This is a genomic window from Pseudomonas sp. URIL14HWK12:I12 (assembly GCF_003097135.1).
GTDB lineage: Bacteria > Pseudomonadota > Gammaproteobacteria > Pseudomonadales > Pseudomonadaceae > Aquipseudomonas.
The window spans coordinates 1-21,765 of the sequence record NZ_QEQL01000001.1 but is presented as its reverse complement, the minus strand read 5'-3'; the positions used below and the strand labels follow the sequence as shown (position 1 = coordinate 21,765).

General features: G+C 60.6%; 19 protein-coding genes, 1 rRNA gene and 1 pseudogene. 13 read left to right on the top strand and 8 right to left on the bottom strand.

All coding sequences use genetic code 11. From position 1 onward, the window contains the following. From nuoE to F474_RS00045, 12 genes are all read left to right on the top strand, one after another. Entirely contained in the window at positions 1-498 is a 498-nt protein-coding gene (nuoE, locus tag F474_RS00100) for an NADH-quinone oxidoreductase subunit NuoE (protein WP_097086234.1), read from the top strand. Then, entirely contained in the window at positions 495-1,850 is a 1,356-nt protein-coding gene (gene nuoF, locus F474_RS00095) for an NADH-quinone oxidoreductase subunit NuoF (protein ID WP_097086231.1), read from the top strand. The genes nuoE and nuoF overlap by 4 nt, the downstream gene beginning before the upstream one ends. Positions 1,851-1,975: 125 nt before the next feature. After that, entirely contained in the window at positions 1,976-4,684 is a 2,709-nt protein-coding gene (nuoG, locus tag F474_RS00090; protein ID WP_097086229.1) for an NADH-quinone oxidoreductase subunit NuoG, read from the top strand. Further along, a complete protein-coding gene (gene nuoH / locus F474_RS00085) occupies positions 4,681-5,688 on the top strand; it encodes an NADH-quinone oxidoreductase subunit NuoH (RefSeq protein WP_097086227.1) in 1,008 nt (335 codons plus the stop codon). Before nuoG ends, nuoH begins: the two co-directional genes overlap by 4 nt. Before the next feature lie 12 nt (positions 5,689-5,700). Beyond that, complete coding sequence (gene nuoI / locus F474_RS00080) at positions 5,701-6,249, top strand: NADH-quinone oxidoreductase subunit NuoI (protein ID WP_097086225.1); 549 nt, start codon at positions 5,701-5,703, stop codon at positions 6,247-6,249. 9 nt (positions 6,250-6,258) lie between these two features. Then, complete coding sequence (gene nuoJ, locus F474_RS00075; RefSeq protein WP_097086223.1) at positions 6,259-6,759, top strand: NADH-quinone oxidoreductase subunit J; 501 nt, start codon at positions 6,259-6,261, stop codon at positions 6,757-6,759. 3 nt (positions 6,760-6,762) lie between these two features. Next, positions 6,763-7,071, top strand: a complete 309-nt coding sequence (nuoK, locus tag F474_RS00070) for an NADH-quinone oxidoreductase subunit NuoK (RefSeq protein WP_097086221.1) — start codon at positions 6,763-6,765, stop codon at positions 7,069-7,071. Further along, positions 7,068-8,921 carry an NADH-quinone oxidoreductase subunit L gene (gene nuoL, locus F474_RS00065; RefSeq protein WP_097086218.1) on the top strand — a complete coding sequence of 618 codons (1,854 nt, stop codon included), beginning with the start codon at positions 7,068-7,070 and terminating at the stop codon, positions 8,919-8,921. Before nuoK ends, nuoL begins: the two co-directional genes overlap by 4 nt. Before the next feature lie 40 nt (positions 8,922-8,961). Then, positions 8,962-10,494 carry an NADH-quinone oxidoreductase subunit M gene (gene nuoM, locus F474_RS00060; RefSeq protein WP_097086216.1) on the top strand — a complete coding sequence of 511 codons (1,533 nt, stop codon included), beginning with the start codon at positions 8,962-8,964 and terminating at the stop codon, positions 10,492-10,494. A 7-nt stretch (positions 10,495-10,501) separates the two neighbouring features. Continuing rightward, positions 10,502-11,977: an NADH-quinone oxidoreductase subunit NuoN gene (gene nuoN, locus F474_RS00055; RefSeq protein WP_097086214.1), complete on the top strand. Its 1,476-nt coding sequence runs from the start codon at positions 10,502-10,504 to the stop codon at positions 11,975-11,977. Positions 11,978-12,301: 324 nt separating this feature from the next. Continuing rightward, a complete protein-coding gene (locus F474_RS00050) occupies positions 12,302-12,586 on the top strand; it encodes a hypothetical protein (RefSeq protein ID WP_371916162.1) in 285 nt (94 codons plus the stop codon). Between the two features lie 197 nt (positions 12,587-12,783). Further along, positions 12,784-13,734 carry a DMT family transporter gene (locus tag F474_RS00045; RefSeq protein ID WP_097086213.1) on the top strand — a complete coding sequence of 317 codons (951 nt, stop codon included), beginning with the start codon at positions 12,784-12,786 and terminating at the stop codon, positions 13,732-13,734. 14 nt (positions 13,735-13,748) lie between these two features. Here the strand turns inward: F474_RS00045 and mrdA are convergent, their stop codons facing one another. The 7 genes and pseudogenes from mrdA to F474_RS00015 form a co-directional block, all read right to left on the bottom strand. Then, a complete protein-coding gene (gene mrdA, locus F474_RS00040) occupies positions 13,749-15,653 on the bottom strand; it encodes a penicillin-binding protein 2 (protein WP_097086211.1) in 1,905 nt (634 codons plus the stop codon). A gap of 120 nt (positions 15,654-15,773) precedes the next feature. Continuing rightward, positions 15,774-16,838 carry an AI-2E family transporter gene (locus F474_RS00035; protein WP_097086209.1) on the bottom strand — a complete coding sequence of 355 codons (1,065 nt, stop codon included), beginning with the start codon at positions 16,836-16,838 and terminating at the stop codon, positions 15,774-15,776. A gap of 87 nt (positions 16,839-16,925) precedes the next feature. Next, positions 16,926-17,681 carry a methyl-accepting chemotaxis protein gene (locus F474_RS23100; RefSeq protein WP_371916165.1) on the bottom strand — a complete coding sequence of 252 codons (756 nt, stop codon included), beginning with the start codon at positions 17,679-17,681 and terminating at the stop codon, positions 16,926-16,928. A 102-nt stretch (positions 17,682-17,783) separates the two neighbouring features. Further along, positions 17,784-18,605: pseudogene (locus F474_RS23095) on the bottom strand (cache domain-containing protein); the annotation flags it as partial. Positions 18,606-18,664: 59 nt separating this feature from the next. Beyond that, complete coding sequence (locus tag F474_RS00025; RefSeq protein ID WP_097086205.1) at positions 18,665-19,975, bottom strand: sensor histidine kinase; 1,311 nt, start codon at positions 19,973-19,975, stop codon at positions 18,665-18,667. Then, entirely contained in the window at positions 19,972-20,640 is a 669-nt protein-coding gene (locus F474_RS00020) for a response regulator transcription factor (RefSeq protein WP_097086203.1), read from the bottom strand. Before F474_RS00020 ends, F474_RS00025 begins: the two co-directional genes overlap by 4 nt. Continuing rightward, on the bottom strand, positions 20,640-20,948 hold the full coding sequence (locus F474_RS00015) for a PepSY domain-containing protein (RefSeq protein WP_097086201.1): 309 nt from the start codon (positions 20,946-20,948) through the stop codon (positions 20,640-20,642). The genes F474_RS00020 and F474_RS00015 overlap by 1 nt, the downstream gene beginning before the upstream one ends. A gap of 131 nt (positions 20,949-21,079) precedes the next feature. On the opposite strand from F474_RS00015, the gene queD reads away from it, so the two are divergent. Next, complete coding sequence (queD, locus tag F474_RS00010) at positions 21,080-21,436, top strand: 6-carboxytetrahydropterin synthase QueD (RefSeq protein WP_097086199.1); 357 nt, start codon at positions 21,080-21,082, stop codon at positions 21,434-21,436. 89 nt (positions 21,437-21,525) lie between these two features. On the opposite strand, the gene rrf is transcribed toward queD, so the two are convergent. Continuing rightward, positions 21,526-21,641, bottom strand: a 5S ribosomal RNA gene (gene rrf, locus F474_RS00005). Positions 21,642-21,765 lie beyond the last annotated feature (124 nt).

Below are 21,765 nucleotides of genomic sequence, written 5' to 3'. Positions count from 1 at the left end.
ATGAACAGCACGCTTATCCAGACTGACCGTTTTGCCCTGAGCGAAACCGAGCGCTCGGCCATCGAGCATGAGATGCATCACTACGAAGACCCGCGCGCGGCGTCCATCGAAGCTCTCAAGATCGTCCAAAAGCAACGTGGCTGGGTGCCGGACGGCGCCATCCCGGCCATCGGAGACATCCTGGGCATCCCGGCCAGCGACGTCGAAGGCGTAGCGACCTTCTACAGCCAGATTTTTCGCCAGCCGGTAGGCCGTCACATCATCCGCGTGTGCGACAGCATGGTCTGCTATATCGGTGGCCATGAGTCCATCGTTAGCCGCATCCAGAATGAGCTGGGCATCGGGCTTGGGCAAACCACCGCAGACGGCCGCTTTACCCTGCTGCCGGTGTGCTGCCTGGGCAACTGCGACAAGGCCCCGGCACTGATGATCGACGATGACACCTTCGGCGACGTCCAGGCGGACGGCGTCGGCAAACTGCTGGAGGGCTACGTATGACCCTGACCTCCTTCGGGCCGGCCAACCGCATTGCCCGCGCCCCGGAAACTCACCCGCTGACCTGGCGCCTGCGCGATGACGCAGAGCCCGTATGGCTGGACGAATACCAGGCCAAGAACGGCTACGCCGCTGCGCGCAAGGCGCTGGCCGACTTCGCTCCCGACGACATCGTGCAGGCCGTCAAGGATTCCGGCCTCAAGGGCCGTGGTGGCGCAGGCTTTCCCACTGGAGTGAAGTGGGGCCTGATGCCCAAGGATGAGTCCATGAACATCCGTTACCTATTGTGTAACGCTGATGAGATGGAACCCAATACCTGGAAAGACCGCATGCTCATGGAGCAGCAGCCGCACCTGCTGATCGAAGGCATGCTGATCAGTGCCCGGGCGCTGAAGGCCTATCGCGGTTACATCTTCCTGCGTGGCGAATACGTTACCGCAGCGGCGCACCTGAACCGGGCCATTGCCGAGGCCAAGGCTGCCGGGCTGCTGGGGGACAATATCCTCGGTAGCGGCTTCAACTTCGAACTGTTCGTGCACACTGGCGCCGGCCGCTACATCTGCGGCGAAGAAACGGCACTGATCAACTCGCTCGAAGGGCGCCGCGCCAACCCCCGCTCCAAGCCACCTTTCCCTGCCGCTGTAGGCGTATGGGGCAAGCCGACTTGCGTGAACAACGTCGAGACGCTCTGCAACGTGCCGGCAATCGTGCTCAACGGGAACGATTGGTACAAAAGCCTGGCCCGCGAAGGCAGCGAAGACCACGGCACCAAGCTGATGGGCTTCTCTGGCAAGGTGAAGAACCCAGGGCTGTGGGAACTGCCATTCGGCGTGACTGCCCGTGAGCTGTTCGAGGACTACGCTGGCGGCATGCGCGACGGTTACACCCTAAAGTGCTGGCAGCCCGGCGGGGCCGGTACCGGCTTTCTGCTGCCGGAGCACCTGGAAGCACAGATGTACGCTGGCGGCATAGGCAAGGTCGGCACCCGGATGGGCACTGGCTTGGCGATGGCGGTAGACAACACGGTCAACATGGTTTCGCTACTGCGCAACATGGAAGAGTTCTTCGCCCGCGAGTCGTGTGGCTGGTGCACACCTTGCCGCGATGGCCTGCCATGGAGTGTGAAGCTGCTGCGCGCGCTGGAGAAAGGCCAGGGTACACGGGAGGACATCGACACCCTGTTGGGCCTGGTCAACTTCCTCGGCCCCGGGAAGACCTTCTGCGCCCATGCCCCTGGTGCCGTGGAGCCCCTGGGCAGCGCAATCAAATATTTCCGGGAGGAGTTCGAAGCAGGCGTTGCCCCGCTCGCCACTCCCGGCTTCGGCCAGCCGCGCCCTATACCGGCCGGCGCCTGACGCACCTGATACATCGGCGGGGTGAACCCCGCCGCCTGTGCCTGAGGCCGCATCAAGCGCCAGGCGCAGAACAAGATTTCCATTAGCCTCGCCCGCTCACGCGGGCCAACGAAGACCTTTGAACCATGGCCACTATCCACGTAGACGGCAAAGCGCTCGAAGTCGATGGTGCAGACAACCTCTTGCAGGCATGTCTGTCCCTGGGCCTCGACATCCCCTACTTCTGCTGGCACCCCGCGCTTGGTAGCGTAGGTGCCTGCCGCCAATGCGCGGTGAAGCAGTACAATGATGAAAACGATACGCGCGGCCGCATCGTCATGTCCTGCATGACGCCAGCCGCCGACAACACCTGGATTTCCATCGACGACGAAGAATCAAAGGCGTTTCGCGCCAGCGTCGTCGAGTGGCTGATGACCAACCACCCCCACGATTGCCCTGTCTGTGAAGAAGGCGGCCATTGCCACCTGCAGGACATGACGGTCATGGTCGGCCACAACGAGCGCCGCTACCGATTCACCAAGCGAACGCACCAGAACCAGGAGCTCGGCCCGTTCATCGCCCACGAGATGAACCGCTGCATCGCCTGCTACCGCTGCGTTCGTTATTACAAGGACTACGCCGGCGGCACCGACCTGGGCGTCTACGGTGCGCACGACAACGTGTATTTCGGCCGAGTCGAAGACGGCGTGCTGGAGAGTGAATTCTCCGGCAACCTCACCGAGGTTTGCCCGACGGGTGTGTTCACCGACAAGACCCACTCCGAGCGATACAACCGCAAATGGGACATGCAGTTTGCTCCAAGCATCTGCCATGGTTGCTCCAGCGGCTGCAACATAAGCCCGGGTGAACGCTACGGCGAGCTGCGCCGCATCGAGAACCGTTTCAACGGCTCGGTGAACCAGTATTTCCTTTGCGACCGCGGCCGTTTCGGCTACGGCTACGTCAACCGCAAGGATCGCCCCCGCCAGCCCATGCTGGGCCAGCAGAAGCTGACCCTGGACGGCGGCCTGGACAAGGCCGCTGAACTGCTGCGCGGCCGCAACATCGTCGGGATCGGTTCGCCACGCGCCAGCCTTGAAAGCAACTACGCGCTGCGAGAACTGGTGGGCTCGGCCCATTACTACACCGGCATGGAAGCTGGCGAGCTCGCCCGGGTGCGCCTGGCGCTTGACGTGCTCAATAACAGCCCGCTACCCGTCCCAACCCTGCGCGACATGGAAGACCATGATGCCGTGTTCGTACTTGGCGAAGACCTGACCCAGACCGCCGCGCGCGTTGCGCTGGCCCTGCGCCAGTCGGTCAAGGGCAAGGCAGAAGCCATGGCCGAAGCCATGCGGGTACAACCTTGGCTGGATGCTGCCGTGCGCAATATCGGGCAGCACGAGCTCAACCCACTGTTCATCGCCAGCGTTGCCGATACCCGCCTGGACGATATCGCCGAAGCCTGTGTACACGCCGCCCCGGATGACCTGGCCCGCATCGGCTTTGCCGTCGCTCACGCCATCGACCCCAGCGCCCCGGCTGTCGCCGGCCTGGACGACGAAGCCAAGGGCTTCGCCCAGCGTATCGCCGATGCGCTGCTGGCGGCCGAGCGCCCGCTGGTGGTCAGCGGTGTTTCGTTGGGTTCAAGTGCGCTGGTAGAAGCTGCTGCCAATATCGCCAAGGCACTGGCAGCACGCGCCAAAGCAGGCTCCCTGAGCTTGGTGGTGCCGGAAGCCAACAGCCTGGGCCTGGCCCTGTTGGGCGGCGATTCGGTCGATGCCGCGTTGCAGCAGGTGATCGATGGCCACGCCGATGCCATCGTCGTACTCGAGAACGATCTCTACACGCGAACCGACCGTACGAAGGTCGATGCAGCGTTGGCTGCGGCCAAGGTGCTGATCGTAGCCGACCACCAGCTGACCGAAACCGCTCAGCGTGCCCACCTGGTGCTGCCGGCGGCCAGCTTCGCCGAAGGCGACGGCACCCTGGTCAGCCAGGAAGGCCGTGCACAGCGCTTTTTCCAGGTCTACGACCCCGCCTACTTCGACGCAGGCAATTTGATCCACGAGGGCTGGCGCTGGCTGCATGCGCTGCGTGCCACGTTGCTGGAACGCCCGGTGGACTGGACCCAGCTGGATCATGTCACCCAGGCCTGCGCCGCCGCTGCCAAGCCCCTGGCCCGTATCGTCGACGCCGCGCCATCGGCTGCTTTCCGCATCAAGGGCATGAAGCTGGCCCGCGAACCCCTGCGTTACAGCGGCCGTACGGCCATGCGCGCCAATATCAGCGTGCATGAGCCGCGCACCCCGCAAGACGCCGACACCGCCTTCGCCTTCTCCATGGAAGGCTACTCGGGCTCGGCCGAGCCACGCCAGCAAGTGCCGTTCGCGTGGTCGCCAGGCTGGAACTCGCCTCAGGCCTGGAACAAGTTTCAGGATGAGGTCGGCGGCAGCCTTCGTGCCGGTGACCCCGGCGTTCGGCTGATCGAAAGCCAAGGTGACAACCTGACCTGGTTCGAGGCGCCTCGCGCCTTCTCACCGGCCCAGGGTACCTGGCAGGCAGTGCCGTTCTATCACCTGTTTGGCAGTGAGGAGAACAGCGCCAAGGCCGCACCGGTGCAAACGCGCATCCCGCAGCCTTACGTTGCCCTGGCCAAGGCTGAGGCCGACCGGCTGGGTGTAAACGAAGGCGCCCTGCTCTCGCTCAACGTCGCCGGGCAGGCGCTACGCCTGCCGTTGAAAATCAATGAGGAACTGGGTGCGGGCCTGGTAGGCCTGCCTAAAGGCCTGGCCGGCATTCCTGCCGCATTCAGCGGCCTCTCGGTGGATGGCTTGCAGGAGGCAGCACAATGACTTGGCTTACCCCGGATCTGGTCGACATCATCGTCCAGGTGCTCAAGTGCATCGTCATCCTGCTCGCCGTGGTTGTCTGCGGCGCGTTGCTGTCGTTCGTCGAGCGGCGCTTGCTCGGTTGGTGGCAGGATCGTTACGGCCCCAACCGCGTCGGCCCTTTCGGCATGTTCCAGATCGCAGCCGACATGCTCAAGATGTTTTTCAAGGAAGACTGGAACCCGCCCTTCGTCGACCGGGTGATCTTCACCCTGGCCCCTGTGGTGGCGATGAGCGCGCTGCTGCTTGCGTTCTCGATCATTCCAATCACTGCCACCTGGGGCGTTGCCGACCTGAACATCGGCCTGTTGTTCTTCTTCGCCATGGCCGGGCTTTCGGTGTATGCGGTGTTGTTTGCCGGCTGGTCCAGCAACAACAAGTACGCATTGCTCGGCAGCTTGCGCGCCTCGGCGCAAACCGTGAGCTATGAAGTGTTCATGGGCCTGGCCCTGATGGGCGTGGTGGTGCAGGTTGGCTCGTTCAACATGCGCGATATCGTGGAATACCAGGCACAGAACCTGTGGCTGATCATTCCGCAGTTCATAGGCTTCTGCACCTTCTTCATCGCCGGCGTTGCGGTAACCCACCGCCATCCGTTCGACCAGCCCGAAGCCGAGCAAGAGCTCGCCGATGGCTACCACATCGAATACGCCGGGATGAAATGGGGCATGTTCTTCGTGGGCGAGTACATCGGCATCGTGCTGGTATCGGCCTTGCTGGTCACGCTGTTCTTCGGCGGCTGGCATGGGCCGTTCAACATCTTGCCGCAGCTCTCGTTCCTGTGGTTCGCCCTCAAAACCGGTTTCTTCATCATGCTGTTCATCCTGCTGCGAGCTTCGATCCCCCGCCCGCGCTATGACCAGGTGATGGAATTCAGCTGGAAGTTCTGCCTGCCACTGACCCTTGTAAACCTGCTGGTGACCGCCGCGGTCGTGCTGTTGCACGCCCCGGCCGGCGCGGTTCAGTGAGGAGAAACGGACATGTTCAAATATATTGGCAATATCATGAGCGGTACCTACACCCAGCTGCGCAGCTTGGTGATGGTGTTTGGCCATGGTTTCCGCAAGCGTGACACGCTGCAGTACCCCGAAGAGCCCGTCTACCTGCCGCCACGCTACCGCGGCCGTATCGTGCTAACCCGAGACCCGGATGGCGAAGAGCGCTGCGTGGCGTGCAACCTGTGTGCAGTGGCTTGCCCAGTGGGTTGCATCTCGCTGCAGAAAGCAGAAACAGACGACGGCCGTTGGTATCCGGAGTTCTTCCGCATCAACTTCTCGCGGTGCATCTTCTGCGGCCTGTGCGAAGAAGCCTGCCCGACCACTGCGATTCAACTGACGCCGGATTTCGAAATGGCCGAGTACAAGCGCCAGGAGCTGGTGTACGAGAAAGAGGACCTGCTCATTTCTGGCCCTGGCAAAAACCCGGACTATAACTTCTATCGCGTCGCGGGCATGGCGATCGCCGGCAAGCCGAAAGGCGCCGCGCAGAACGAAGCCGAACCGATCAACGTGAAGAGCCTGCTGCCTTAAGGACGAACGATGGAATTCGCTTTCTACTTCGCATCCGGTGTCGCGGTGCTGGCTACCCTTCGGGTGATTACCAACACCAACCCCGTGCATGCCCTGCTCTACCTGATCATCTCGCTGATCGCCATCGCGATGACCTTCTTCGCGCTGGGCGCGCCCTTTGCGGGCATCCTGGAAGTCATCGCCTACGCCGGCGCCATCATGGTGCTGTTCGTGTTCGTGGTGATGATGCTGAACCTGGGCCCTGCCCAGTCGGCGCAGGAGAAGGCCTGGTTCAAGCCCGGCATCTGGGCCGGCCCCATGCTGCTGGGCGTGCTGCTGCTGATGGAGCTGGGCATCGTATTGTTCAGCCACCCCAGCACCGCTGCCATCGGCACCACCACCGTAGACGCCAAGGCCGTAGGCATCAGCCTGTTCGGGCCTTACCTGCTGGTGGTCGAACTGGCTTCCATGCTCTTGCTCGCGGGCGTGGTCACGGCTTTCCACATCGGGCGCAACGAGGCCAAGGAGTAAGCCATGCCTGCCATTCCAATGGAACACGGCCTCGCCGTCGCCGGTGTGCTGTTCACCCTGGGCCTGGTCGGCCTGCTGGTGCGCCGTAACATCCTATTCATGTTGATGAGCCTGGAAATCATGATGAATGCCGCAGCACTGGCGTTCATCGTCGCGGGCAGCCGCTGGGGGCAACCGGATGGGCAGATCATGTTCATCCTGGTGATCAGCCTGGCGGCCGCCGAGGCCAGCATTGGCCTTGCGATCCTGATCCAGCTGTATCGCCGCTTCCACACGCTCGATATCGATGCAGCCAGCGAGATGCGCGGATGAACCTACTTTTCCTGACTTTCGTCTTCCCCCTGATCGGCTTCCTGCTGCTGTCGTTTTCGCGCGGGCGCTGGTCTGAAAACACCAGTGCTGCCATTGGCGTGGGCTCTCTGGGCCTGTCCGCTATCGTCGCTGCCTGGGTCATTTTCCAGTTCAATGTCAACCCGCCCGCTAACGGCGTTTACGTGCAGCACCTCTGGACGTGGATGAATGTCGACGGCTTCGCCCCGACCTTCACCCTGTATCTGGATGGCCTGGCTGTGACCATGTTGGGCGTGGTGGTCGGGGTGGGCTTTCTGATCCACCTGTTCGCCTCCTGGTACATGCGTGGCGAGAACGGCTACTCGCGGTTCTTCTCCTACACCAACCTGTTCATTGCCAGCATGTTGTTCCTGATCCTGGGCGACAACCTGCTGTTTATCTACTTCGGTTGGGAAGGCGTGGGCCTGTGCAGCTACTTGCTGATCGGCTTCTATTACAGCGAACGCAAGAATGGCGATGCAGCCATGAAAGCGTTCATTGTGACCCGTATTGGTGACGTGTTCATGGCCATCGGCCTGTTCATTCTGTTCCACCAGCTGGGCACGCTGAACATCCAGGAACTGCTCGCACGTGCGCCGGGCCACTTCCAGGTGGGTGACTTCTGGATCGTGCTGGCAACGCTGATGCTGTTGGGCGGTGCGGTCGGTAAATCCGCTCAATTGCCACTGCAGACCTGGCTGGCCGACGCGATGGCCGGCCCTACCCCGGTTTCGGCACTGATTCACGCCGCAACCATGGTAACCGCGGGTGTCTACCTCATCGCACGTACCCATGGCCTGTTCGAGCTGGCGCCACAAGTGCTGCACCTGGTGGGCATCGTGGGTGCCGTCACCCTGGTGCTGGCGGGCTTCGCCGCACTGGTGCAAACCGACATCAAGCGTATCCTGGCCTACTCGACCATGAGCCAGATCGGCTACATGTTCCTGGCACTGGGTGTAGGTGCCTGGTCAGGCGCAATCTTCCACCTGATGACCCATGCGTTCTTCAAGGCGCTGCTGTTCCTCGCCTCCGGTGCCGTCATCGTGGCCTGCCACCATGAGCAGAACATCTTCAAGATGGGCGGGTTGTGGAAGAAGCTACCGCTGGCCTACGCAAGCTTCATCGTGGGCGGCGCCGCCCTGGCGGCCCTGCCGATCCTGACCGCAGGCTTCTACTCGAAGGACGAAATCCTCTGGGAAGCCTTCGCCAGTGGCCATACCTACCTGCTGTACGCAGGCTTGGTGGGCGCATTCATGACCTCGATCTACACCTTCCGCCTGATCTTCATCGCCTTCCATGGCGAAGCCAAGACCGAAGCTCACGCCGGCCACGGGATTTCCCACTGGCTGCCGCTGGGCGTGCTGATCGTGCTGTCGACCTTCATCGGTGCCTGGATTCATCCACCACTGGCTGGCGTACTGCCTGAAAGCGTGGGCCATGCCGGCGGTGAAGCGCAGCACAGCTTGGAGATCGCCTCGGGGGCCATCGCGCTGGCTGGCATTCTGCTCGCCGCCGTACTGTTCCTGGGCAAGCGCCGTTTCGCCACCGCTGTGGCCAACAGCGGCCCGGGCCGCCTGTTGTCGCGCTGGTGGTTCGCCGCATGGGGCTTCGACTGGATCTACGACAAGCTGTTCGTCAAACCGTATCTGCTGATCAGCCATATGCTGCGCAAAGACCCCCTGGACAAGACCATCGGCCTGATCCCGGCCTTGGCCAAGGGTGGCAACAAAGCCATGAGCCGCAGCGAAACCGGGCAGTTGCGCTGGTACGCAGCCTCCATTGCCTTCGGTGCCGTGCTGGTAATCGGCGCTGTCGTTGCAGCGGCGGTGTGACCATGAACCTTGCGAATTTGCTTAAGGAATCGACCCTGTCATGATTTTGCCCTGGCTGATCCTGATCCCTTTCATCGGCGGCCTGCTGTGCTGGCTGGGTGAGCGCGGTGCCGCTACCCTGCCGCGCTGGATTGCGCTGCTGACCATGGCCCTCGAATTTGCCCTGGGCCTCTGGCTCTGGGCGACCGGGGACTACACCCTGGCCCCCGCGCCTGGCGCTGTCCCGGCCTGGAGCCACGAGTTCCACCTGAACTGGATTCCGCAACTGGGCATCAGCGTTCATCTGGCGATGGATGGCCTGTCGTTGCTGATGATCCTGCTCACTGGCCTGCTCGGCATGCTCTCGGTGCTCTGCTCCTGGAAGGAAATCCAGCGCCATGTCGGCTTCTTCCACCTGAACCTGATGTGGATTCTGGGCGGTGTGGTCGGTGTGTTTCTGGCCATGGACCTGTTTCTGTTCTTCTTCTTCTGGGAAATGATGCTGGTGCCGATGTACTTCCTGATCGCGCTGTGGGGCCACAGCTCGTCGGACGGCAAACGTACCCGCATCTACGCCGCGACCAAGTTCTTCATCTTCACCCAGGCCAGCGGCCTGATCATGCTGGTAGCGATCCTCGGCCTGGTGCTGGTGAACTACAACCAGACCGGCGTACTGACCTTCAACTATGCCGACCTGCTCAAGGCGAAGCTGCCTGAAGGTGTGGAATACATCCTGATGCTGGGCTTCTTCATCGCGTTTGCAGTGAAGCTGCCGGTAGTGCCGGTACATTCCTGGTTGCCTGACGCGCACGCGCAGGCTCCGACCGCAGGCTCGGTGGATCTCGCCGGTATTCTTCTGAAGACCGCCGCCTATGGCCTGCTGCGCTTTGCATTGCCGCTGTTTCCGCATGCCTCTGCCGAGTTTGCGCCAATCGCCATGGCATTGGGCCTGGTGGGGATCTTCTACGGGGCATTCCTGGCTTTTGCGCAGACTGACATCAAGCGGCTGATCGCGTATTCGAGCGTGTCGCACATGGGTTTCGTGCTGATTGCCATCTACTCAGGTAGCCAGCAAGCGCTGCAAGGCGCGGTGATCCAGATGCTTGCTCACGGCCTGTCGGCGGCTGCGCTGTTCATCCTCTCCGGCCAGCTGTACGAGCGCATGCACACTCGCGACTTCCGCGAGATGGGTGGCCTGTGGGCACGCATCCCTTACCTGCCGGCGATTAGCCTGTTCTTTGCCGCTGCGTCGCTTGGCTTGCCAGGCACCGGCAACTTTGTGGGTGAATTCCTGATTCTGCTCGGCAGTTTCAAGGTTGCCCCGTGGGTGTCAGCGATCGCGACTTCGGGCTTGGTTTTTGGCTCGGTCTATTCGTTGATCATGATTCACCGTGCCTATTTCGGCCCGGCGAAGAAAGACACCGTACTGGCCGGCATGGACGCGCGTGAAATGACCATGATCCTGGGCCTTGCAGCGCTGTTGGTGTGGCTGGGGGTTTACCCGCAGCCGTTCCTGGACACCACTGCGGCGACCGTCGCCGGTGTTCAGCACTGGTTCGCCTCGGCATTCACTCAACTCGCTTCGGCCCGGTAAGAGCGCTATGGAACTGACTTCGCAACATTTTCTGGCCCTGCTACCGCTGTTGATCACCAGCGCCACCGCCGTGGTGGTGATGCTGGCGATCGCATGGCGGCGCAACCATTCGATGATCTTCCTGCTGTCGGCGGCAGGCTTGAACCTGGCCTTGCTGTCGATCCTGCCGGTGCTAAAGGTCACTCCGATTGCTGTGACCACGCTGTTGCAGGTGGACAACTTCGCCTGCTTCTATATGGCATTGGTGCTCATCGCGACCCTGGCGTGTGTCACCTTGGCCCATGCCTATCTGGGTGAAGGCGCTGCCGGCGCTGGCTACCCTGGCAACCGCGAAGAACTGTACCTGCTGATCATCCTGGCGGCTGCCGGCGGGCTGGTGCTGGTCATGGCACAGCAACTGTCGTCGCTGTTCATCGGCCTGGAGCTGCTCTCGGTACCGACCTACGGCCTGATCGCCTATGCCTTCTTCAACAAGCGTTCGCTGGAGGCTGGCGTCAAGTACATGGTGTTGTCGGCCGCAGGCTCGGCGTTCCTCCTGTTCGGGATGGCGTTGGTGTATGCCGACGCAGGCAGCTTGTCGTTCAGCGCCATCGGCACTGCATTGGCTGCAACCGGCCAACCCAGCGGCCTTGCCCAACTGGGCCTGGCGATGATGGTCGTGGGGCTGGCATTCAAACTGTCGTTGGTGCCGTTCCACCTATGGACACCGGATGTCTACGAAGGCGCCCCTGCCCCGGTGGCGGCCTTCCTGGCAACCGCCAGCAAGGTGGCTGTCTTTGCGGTCGTTGTTCGCCTGTTCCAGCTTTCGCCCCTGGCCTCTGCCGGCATGGTATACACAGTGCTGGCGGTGATTGCGGTGCTGTCGATTCTGGTGGGCAACTTGCTTGCGGTGATGCAAAGCAACCTGAAACGCTTGTTGGGTTACTCCTCGATTGCCCACTTCGGCTACCTGCTGATCGCGCTGGTGGCGAGCAAGGGGCTGGCACTGGAGGCCATCGGTGTCTACCTGGCTACCTACACCCTCACCAGCCTGGGAGCCTTCGGTGTTATCACGCTGATGTCATCGCCCTACAATGGCCGTGATGCCGATGCACTGTTCGAGTATCGGGGCCTGTTCTGGCGCCGGCCATACCTGACTGCCGTGCTGACAGTGATGATGCTGTCATTGGCCGGCATTCCGCTTACCGCAGGCTTCATCGGTAAATTCTATGTGATAGCCACCGGTGTTCAATCGCAGCTGTGGTGGATGGTAGCTGCGTTGGTCATCGGCAGCGCAATCGGTGTGTTCTATTACCTGCGCGTGATGGTGACCATGTACCTGCGTGAAGCAGATGCACCTCGCCGTGACGCACCGTTGAAGTGGGAACAGCGCGCTGGTGGTGTCATGCTGCTGGCGGTAGCCGTACTTGCGTTCGTGCTGGGTGTATACCCGTCGCCGCTGGTCGAGCTGGTCAAGCACGCAGGCTTTCACCTGATGGGTTGATCCACTCACTGGTCTAGCCTTCCAAAAACACCCCGCCTTGTGCGGGGTGTTTTCGTTTAGAGGCTTACACAGCGTCACACCCCCTGCTGGTGTCACACACCCAACCACACCTGTCTGGTAGTTCCTAGGTAAGCATCCGCCCAGCCAAATGCGCGATTCGAGCCGGGCTTTGATTCGATGAGCTCCCGCCTGATAATGCCCTCAGACACGATATCCGAGGGAAGGTCAATGATGGGAAGTCATCCAAAGCGCTACGCGCTATTGGTTTCACTGTTCTGCCTGATATGCCAGCCATCACACGCATCGACCTGGAACATTTGCCGTATGCAGCTGCACATCACCAAGGTAGTGAAGCAGCCCTATCCAAAGCTAAGAGCGCAGGTTTTGAAAGCCAGCCCGACAACCACCGGAGCACAATGCCCAAAAACAGGGGTGACCATCGAATTCATACCCGAAACGGCTGATTACCAAAACACACTTCCACGCCGGCAGTGGCCGAAAGAAGGCCAATCAGTGAATATCAGCTACCGATATCTGGACGGGTCATGCAAGGGTGATGGTCATAATTACGAGTGCCGTATTGAGCATTACCCATTTTCGGACACTTGAGTGGTAGGCAACCCATAAGCAGCCTCACAGGGACCTGCTTAAATGGGGGTAGGCCCCCGAAGGCAGCAAAGTGCCAGGGCGGCAATGGCTTTCAAGGCAATTCATGATCTGGCGTTATAGATCACAGCTTGAAAACTCGTTTGTATCCCTTCCACTGCAATGGGCAACATGGCAGGAACCTCTGCAGGATTCCGCCAATGGCTACCTCCGTCTCAAACCTCATGGCCGGGGTGGCTTTTGCCATAGCTGCGACACTGGCATGGTCGCTCAACTTCATCGCACCTTACGTCACAGGTGCCTACAGCCTCTATGACTTGACGGCGATGCGATTCCTGTTCGCCGGGGTGCTGGGCGGGGCGTACTTGCTTCTTTACCCCCGCCAACGCCGGCAATTGCGGTTATCGCAGCAATGGCTCGCCGCAACGCTGGGCGCTATTGGATACCTGGGCTACGGCAGCTGCATCGCCGCCGGCGTCGCGTTGGGCGGCCCGGTGCTAACCCCCGCACTTATCGGCACAGTACCGGTTTTGCTCGCAGTCATTGGCAACATTCAAGAGCAGCAAATGCCATGGCGCAAGCTGGTGGCGCCCCTTGCCCTGATAGCCGCCGGGCTATGGTTGGTGAACCTCGCCCTCTGGGCACAGCCGGTGGCTAGCAGCCGCTCTATAACGCTGGCCATTCTCTTCTCGCTGTCTGCCATAGCGCTGTGGGTTGCCTTCTGTGTGCTGAACAAGCGCGCGATGGCTAGGATGGCCGATTGCACTACCGCCGTTTGGACAGGCTTGATGATGACCGGGGCCGGCGTAGCCACCTTGGGCGTGATCCCTGCCATTTATTGGCTGGGGCTTTTCAAGTTACCGGTGCTGGGCTTTGGCCTTGACGTTGCTTTGCGCCTGTATGGCTGGGCGCTGGTCATCGCGGTCACCTCTTCGATAACCGGTGCCTGGGCATGGAATGCAGCCACTAGAAGGCTTCCAGTGGCGTTGTCTGGGCAACTGATCGCCTTGGAATCCCTATTCGCCACCGGCCTTGCGCTGATCTTCAGCGGTAGGCCGCCCACAGTGGCTGAAATGGCCGGCCTTTTGGTTGTGCTGCTGGGGACCAGCCTGGGCATACATGCTGCGTCGGGCGCGAAGCGTGATCGCTGACCACCACCGAACACTCAGGCATGGGGTGCTTTGGTGGGCACCGGCCCAGGGGTCGCATACTGAGGTTTAAGGTGCCCATCTTGGTCGAGCAGCCAGGCATCGAGCACCTCTCGAACCACCGGCCCGGCCACTCTGCCACCGGCTTCACCGTTCTCGATCATCACAGCAACGACGATTTGCGGCTTTTCTGCCGGCGCAAAGCCCACGAATAGCGCGTTGTCGCGGTTACGTTCAGCGGTTTTGTTGCGGTTGTATCGTTCACCTTGCCGAATGGCGACCACCTGAGCAGTGCCACTCTTTCCGGCGATTCGGTATTGGGCATTGACCGCCGACTGACGGGCGATCCCCCGAGGGTCGTGCAGTACGGCCTGCATGCCCCGATTGACCTGTTCCCACTCATTGGGGTCATGCAACACGATGTTGGGCATCGGATTGGTGTCGACCGGCGGCTGCCCACCAATGGTTTGTGCCAGGTGCGGGCGATGCCAGATGCCCTTGCTCGCGATAAGCGAAGTGGCCTGCGCCAATTGCAGAGGGGTAACTTGCATGTAACCCTGGCCGATGCCAAGGATCAGCGTTTCGCCCGGGAACCATGGCTGGCGCCGCGTGGCCCGCTTCCACTGCTCCGATGGCATCAGGCCTGGCGCCTCCTCGAACATGTCCAGCGACACCTTCTGGCCGATACCAAAGCGGCTGAGGTAGTCATGGAGCCTGTCTATCCCCAGGCGATGCGCGGTTTCATAGAAGTACACATCGTTGGAGCGCATGATCGCCGAGTACAGGTCGACCCAACCATCACCGGAGCGGTTCCAGTTCCGGTATTTATGATCGTAGTTGGGCAATTGGTAGTAGCCGGGGTCGTAGATCCGGGTGCCCGCGTTGATCACACCGCTGTCCAGGCCTGCGATGGCCACTTCAGGCTTGATGGTCGAACCGGGCGCATACAGCCCCCGCAACACCCGGTTGAACAGCGGGCGGTCTATCGAGTCGCGTAACGCGGTGTATTGCTTGAAGCTGATGCCGGTAACGAACAGGTTAGGGTCGAAACCTGGCTCGCTGACCATGGCAAGGACTTCGCCTGTGTTAGGGTCCAGCGCCACGATGGCCCCGCGGCGCCCGTCGAGTGCCTTTTCTGCTGCGCGCTGCAGGTTGATGTCCAGGCTCAAGGTGATGTTCTGGCCTGGTACCGGGTCGGTGTGGCGCAACACCCGCATCACCCTGCCCTGCGCATTGGTCTCGACCTCTTCGAACCCTACGTGGCCGTGCAGTTGCGGCTCGTAGAATCGCTCCACACCGGTCTTGCCCACTGATTGAGTGCCACGGTACTCGGTCTGGTCGAGGGTCTTGGCTTCGTGTTCGTTGATACGGCCGACGTAACCCAGCGAATGGGCGAACAGCTCACCCTGTGGATACTCCCGGACAAATTGCGCATCCACGTCCAGCCCTGGCAGGCGGAATTGGTTGACTGCAATGTCGGCGATCTGCTCTTCAGTCAATTCATACATCAACGTGACCGGCTCGAAGGGATGGCGCGAACGCTTGAGATCCTTGTCGAACTCGTGGCGTTGCTCATCGCTCAGGTGCAGGATCTGAGCGAGGGTGTCCAGCACCTGCTGGACCTGCGCACTATTACCCGCCCGCTCCCGGGTCAGCGTCAGGTTGAAGCTGGGCCGATTGTCGGCCAGCACGACCCCATTACGGTCATACACCAGGCCCCGCTCGGGAGCGATGGGCAGGACATGGACGCGATTGTTCTCCGATACGGTGGAGTGATAGTCGTACTGGATGACCTGAAGGAAGTACAGACGCGCAACCAGGCTCAGTGCCAGGGCCAGCACCAAGAAGCCGCACACCAGCAGCCGGCGATTGACCAGGCCTTTTTCTTTATCGTGATCTTTAAGGGGAATCGGGTTGGGCATGGGTACCGTTCAGGCCGGGCGACGCCACGCCTGGCAGATGCGCAAAGCCGGGAATGTTAAACAATGGACCAAGGGCACTCAAGGCACTGTGCCCGGCCAGGGGTGAGGATTTCTTCAGGCTCAGGGCAGAACCAGCGGTTTGCGTTGCTCGGCGAACAGGCTCCAGGTAGAGACAAACAAGGAGGCAATCAGCGGGCCGATTACGAAACCGTTGAGGCCGAACACCGACAGCCCCCCAAGCGTTGAAACCAGTACCAGATAATCCGGCAGGCGAGTGTCCTTGCCCACGAGCACCGGGCGCAGAACGTTGTCGACAAGGCCAATGACGAACACGCCAAACGCGGCCAGCGTGATGCCTTTCCAGGCAGGCCCGCTGAGAATGAAGTAAAGCGCGACGGGCCCCCAAACCACCCCGGCGCCCACTGCCGGTAGCAGCGAAAGGAACGCCATCAGGACTGCCCACAACAGTGAGCTGGGAATGCCCAAGGCCCAGAACATCACGCCGCCCAGCGCACCCTGAATCATAGCCACCAACATGTTGCCTTTGACCGTAGCGCGAACTACGCGGGTGAATTTGAGCTGCAGGCGGCGTTTTTGGTGCTCGGCCAGCGGCACCGCGCTGCGCAGCCTGCGAATCAGATCAGGGCCGTCGCGCAGGAAGAAGTACAACAGATAGAGCATGACACCGAAGCCGACGATCACTTCAAACGTCCCTTGGCCTACGTAGAACGCCTGGCTGGCCAGTACCTGGCCGCCTGCGCTAGCCCATTGAGTCACCCGCTCACGCAGGCCGTCGAGGTTACCCAGGCCAAGCCGATCAACCATGTGCTGCATCGATGGGGGCAGTGCCTGACGCGCCTGGCTCACATAGCCGGCGATATCCCACTGGCCGCTTTCGATGCTTTTATAAACCGCTGCCCCTTCTTGCACCAAAAGTGCACTGATGATGATCATCGGCAACACTGCGACGACCAGGCAGATGGCCAGCGTAGCGAGGGATGTGATGTTGCGCCGCCATTTGAAGCGTTGAGCCAGGCGTCGCTGAATGGGTGTGAAGAGAATGCCGAGAATGATGGCCCAGAAAACGGCGCCGTAATACGGCAGCATGATCCAGATGAAGGCAAGGGTGACCAGCACCACCAGCAGCAATAGAGTTTTTTTCTGGAGATTCGCGTCGTTGTTCATGCATAGCCTGTGTTCACCGGTGGGCGCCTTCATGGCGCCCTTGGGTTAGTCCACAGGCAGCCGGGCAAAGTTGCCCGGCTGTGAGGGTCAGATCCTGAACTGCTTCACCAGGCGGCCCAGCCCGTCGCCCAAGGCGGCTAGGCTGCGCGAAGCCGCCGCACTTTGTTGGGTTTCGTCAGCGACCTGGTCAACGGCCTGCGCAATTTGATGAACGCTGCGGTTGATTTCCTCGGCGACAGCAGTCTGTTCCTCGGCTGCGCTGGCGATTTGTGCGTTCATGCTGTTGATCGTCGCGATCAGGCCACTAATCGCATCGAGCGACTGGCCTGCAAGCGTGGCTTTTTCGGAGGTGCCGTCGCCGGCCTCACTGGAGCGGCGCATGGCCGCCACGGCCTCCTCGGTACCACGTTGCAGGCGATCGATCATGCCCTGGATTTCCTGGGTACTTTGCTGGGTACGGCTGGCGAGCGCACGCACCTCGTCGGCTACCACCGCAAAGCCGCGGCCGGCCTCCCCCGCCCGGGCAGCTTCGATTGCAGCATTGAGCGCCAACAGGTTGGTTTGGTCGGCGATCGACCGGATGACACTGAGCACTCCCACGATCGACTGCACATCGCTTTGCAGGCTATCGAGCGATGCACCACTGCTGCGGATATCGCTGACCAGCGCGTGGATCTGCTGCACGCTGCCATCGACCACCCGCCGCGCTTGTTGCCCTTCGCTATCAGTCTGGTGGGCCGCGTGGGCGGCGTTCTGGGCACTGTGAGCTACTTCTTGAGCAGCGCTGGACATTTCGTTGATGGCAGTGGCGACCTGATCGGTCTCCTGGCGCTGACGCTGCATGGCTTGCTCGGCACGCTGGGCCTGGCTGTCTACCTGGGCGACCAGGCTGGTCAGTTGCTCGGTCATTCCGGCGATTTGCCGCACCAGACCATGAATCTTGTCGACGAACCGGTTGAAGGAACGGCCAAGTTCACCGATTTCGTCATGCCCGGTGTCTGGGAGGCGGCGCGTCAGGTCGCCCTCGCCTGCGGCGATGTCATCAAGGTTTGCTTTCATCGCCAGCAAGGGTTTGAGCAGCGTGCGGGCCAACACCAGGCCGGCGATGGCGATGACGACCAACACCACCACCGCAATACCGATAATGCTCAGGAGCATGTCGCGCTGGCGAGCATCGACTTCCTTCTCGAGTTGCGCGACCTGAGCGTCAATACCATCGATGTTTACGGCGGTACCGAAGGCCATGTCCCACTTGGGCAGGTAGTAGCTATAGGCGAGCTTTGGCACCAGCGTAGAGGTGCCTGGCAAGCTGGAGGAGTAGGTGATGTAGTGGCTGTTGTCTTTTGCGACGTCTACCAGGCCACGGTTGACATACACACCGTTGGGGTCTTTGGCGTCGCTGAAGCTTTTACCTATTCCCTCAGGGCTGTTGCCTTTGAAAAGCCGAACAGCTTTGGAGTCATAGCCGAAAAAATAGCCATCCTTACCATAAGTGACCTGGGACAGCATCTTGATCGCCTGATCGCGGCTGGCCGTATCGCCTTGGCTGGCGGCATCATAAATGGGTTTGATTGTGCCCAGGGCGATGTTGACATAGTCCTGCAAAGTGCCGCGTGCATCGTTGAGCAAGCGCTCGCGAGTCTGCTCGACTTCACGCTTGGCTTGTTGCTGCAACAAGAACACCGAAAACACGCTGATCACAACAGCGAAGATAAGGACAGGCAAGATCGCCAATGATAGGACTTTGCCTTTCAGGCTCAGGCGCATGGGGGTTTCTCGAGGCAGGTGGCGGAAATGCCTCTTTATCGGCAAGCCAGCTGAAAGGTTTAACGACGTTGCACTTCCACCACCACCTGCAGGCCGCCCCACCGACTCGTCTCAAGCTTAAGCTCCCCGCCCCACGCCTCCACGATATCGCGCACGATCCCCAACCCCAGGCCGTGACCCTGTACGGCCTCGTCAAGCCGTCGCCCTCTCTCCAGCACCTGTTGGCGCCTGGCAGGCTCAATACCCGGCCCGTCATCCTCCACTTCAATACGAAAGCTCCCTGCCACGCCAGTGAGCTTCAGCCGCACGGTGGCGTCGGCCCATTTGCACGCATTGTCGAGCAGGTTACCCAGCAACTCGAGTACATCTTCACGGTCCCGAGCCAGTACCAGCCCTGGGGGGGCTTCGACTTGCAAGTCCAAGTGTTCGCCATGAATCACGGCCAGCGTTTGCATGAGGCCGGGCAGCTCTTGGCCACAATCAAAACGAGCACGCGGTACGGCATCACCTGCCAACCGTGCCCGATTCAGTTCACGCCCCAGACGTTGCTGGATGATCTCCAGTTGCTCGTTTACTCGCGCCCTCGCATCGGGGGCTGCCAAGCGGCCGCTATCGGACAGGTTGAGTAATACCGCCAGAGGCGTTTTCAAGGCATGGCCCAAGTTGCCGATGGCATGCCGAGCACGCTTTAGACTGTCTTCAGTGTGAGCGAGCAGATGATTGATTTGCTCAATCAATGGCTCAAGCTCTGCTGCGCCCCCCGGATCCAGCTCCCGACGTTGACCATCGCGCAATTGCGCAATCTGCCGGCGAGCCCGCTCCAGCGGGCCAAGGGCCCGTTTGACGATATACCGCTGCAACAGGAGGATGGCCAGTATTGCCAACGCACCGATGCCTAAACCGAGCTGGCGCATGTGCGAAAAGCTTCGACGAATAGGCGAGTAATCCTGGGCAACGATGATAGCCACCGGCTGGCCAAGCCGCCGATAGTCTACCCGCAGTAACAGCAACCACTGATGATCAGGGCCGGTTACCAATTGGTTGTGCAACCCAGGGTGGTCGGGGGTAGGCAAGTCAGCGTCCCACAACGACCTTGAGCGTAGGGTCTGGCCCCCGGAATCGATCTTGAAATAACGGCCCGATAGAGGCCGCTCATAGGCAGGAAGCAGCCGTTCTTGATTGAGCTTCAGGCCGTCCGGCCCTCGTTGTAGGGCTATTAGCAGGTTCTCGGTTTCACTTCGCAAACCGCTTTCGAGATATCGCTGCAGCCCTTGCTCGAATAACCAAAGCGCTACCTGCGCGGTGAGTAGCCCCACGATGACCAAGACCGCGACCAACCCCACGCTCAGACGAGCTTGTATTGATCTCACCCAGCCTCTCCAGCAAAGCGATAGCCTTGGCCTCGGCGCGTTTCGATCACCGCGCGGCCAAGCTTGCGGCGCAGGTGATTGACATGCACTTCGAGCACATTTGAATCCCGCTCGCTGGCACCATCATAGAGGTGGTCGCTGAGCTGCGCTTTAGAAAGGACGCGGCCCGGGTGCAGCATGAAATACCGCAACAGCCTGAACTCGGCGGCTGTCAGCGTAACGCTTTCGCTACCGCGCCAGACGCTTTGCTGGCCTTCATCCAGGCGCAAACCTGCGGCATCCAGCGTTGGCTGGTTGGGCAAGCCTCTGGAACGGCGCAGCAACGACTGCAGGCGCAAAATCAACTCTTCCGGGTGAAATGGCTTGGTCAGGTAGTCGTCTGCCCCTGCCCGTAAACCCTCAATGCGCTCGGCCCAGGAGTCGCGGGCGGTCAGTACCAGCACAGGAGCAGCAAGGCCTGCACTACGCCAGCTCTGAAGCAACTCCAGGCCAGACATACCAGGAAGCCCCAGGTCGAGCACGATGATGTCGTAGGGCTCAAGTGTGGCCTGATGCAAAGCGTCTCGCCCGTCGGCTAGCCAATCAACTGCATACCCCTGCCTGGCTAGGGTCGGCTGTAGTTCGTCAGCCAACGGCACGCTGTCTTCCACCAATAACAAGCGCATCAATCGTCTTCCTTGTCTTTGAGCAAACGCCCTGTAGCCGCATCCAGCTCGATTTCCCGTACTACGCCCGAAGCGGTGAGCAATTCCACTTCATAAATGTACTGGCCATCATCGCGCTCCAGTTCGGCTTCCAGCAAGCGCGCATCGGGGTACCTGGCCATAGCGCTGGCCAGCAACTGCTCAAGCGGGAGTATGAGGCCTTGCTGGCGCAGCTTGAGCGCTTCGTCCTGGCCCAAGTCGTGCGCAAGCGACAGCTCCGAACACAGCAGGATCTGCATGGCCCAGAAGGCTAGTAAGTATCGGCGCATTGAAACTGTTTCCGCGAGACATTGACAGACGAGCATAGCGGCCTTGGCTTAAGCACAGCTGAATCCGCCCTGCCCCACCTTAGGTTTCCGGGTACACTGCCCCTTTGTTTGATCACAGGAATAACGCAAGCGTGGAAATCTTCAAAGAGTTCACCTTTGAATCGGCCCATAAACTGCCCAATGTACCGGCTGGCCACAAGTGCGGCCGTCTGCACGGGCACTCGTTCAAGGTGGCCGTTTACCTGAGCGGCGCAGTGGACCCTCATACCGGGTGGATCCGGGACTTTTCCGAGATCAAGGCCATCTTCAAGCCTATTTACGAGCAATTGGACCATAACTATCTAAACGATATTCAGGGGCTCGAGAACCCGACCAGCGAAAATCTCGCGATCTGGATCTGGCGGCAGCTCAAGCCATTATTGCCTGAATTGTCCAAGGTCCGGGTGCACGAAACCTGCACCAGTGGGTGTGAATATCGCGGCGAATGACCGGGCAGCCATGGAAGGCGCCCTGCGCTTTTCGCCCATAAAAGACAAAACCCCAATCGTTTTCACGATTGGGGTTCTGCGGGTTTGAATCTTGACGATGACCTACTCTCACATGGGGAAACCCCACACTACCATCGGCGATGCGTCGTTTCACTACTGAGTTCGGGATGGGATCAGGTGGTTCCAACGCTCTATGGTCGTCAAGAAATTCGGTAGCTGCCGCGCCTAGGCGTTGCAGCGAATTCAGGTATGTGATGTTTGTGCGTATCTGGCGAATTTTCGGCTGTGTCGCTTCACCACCGCATCTGCTCTGGGCAGATTGCTTGGGT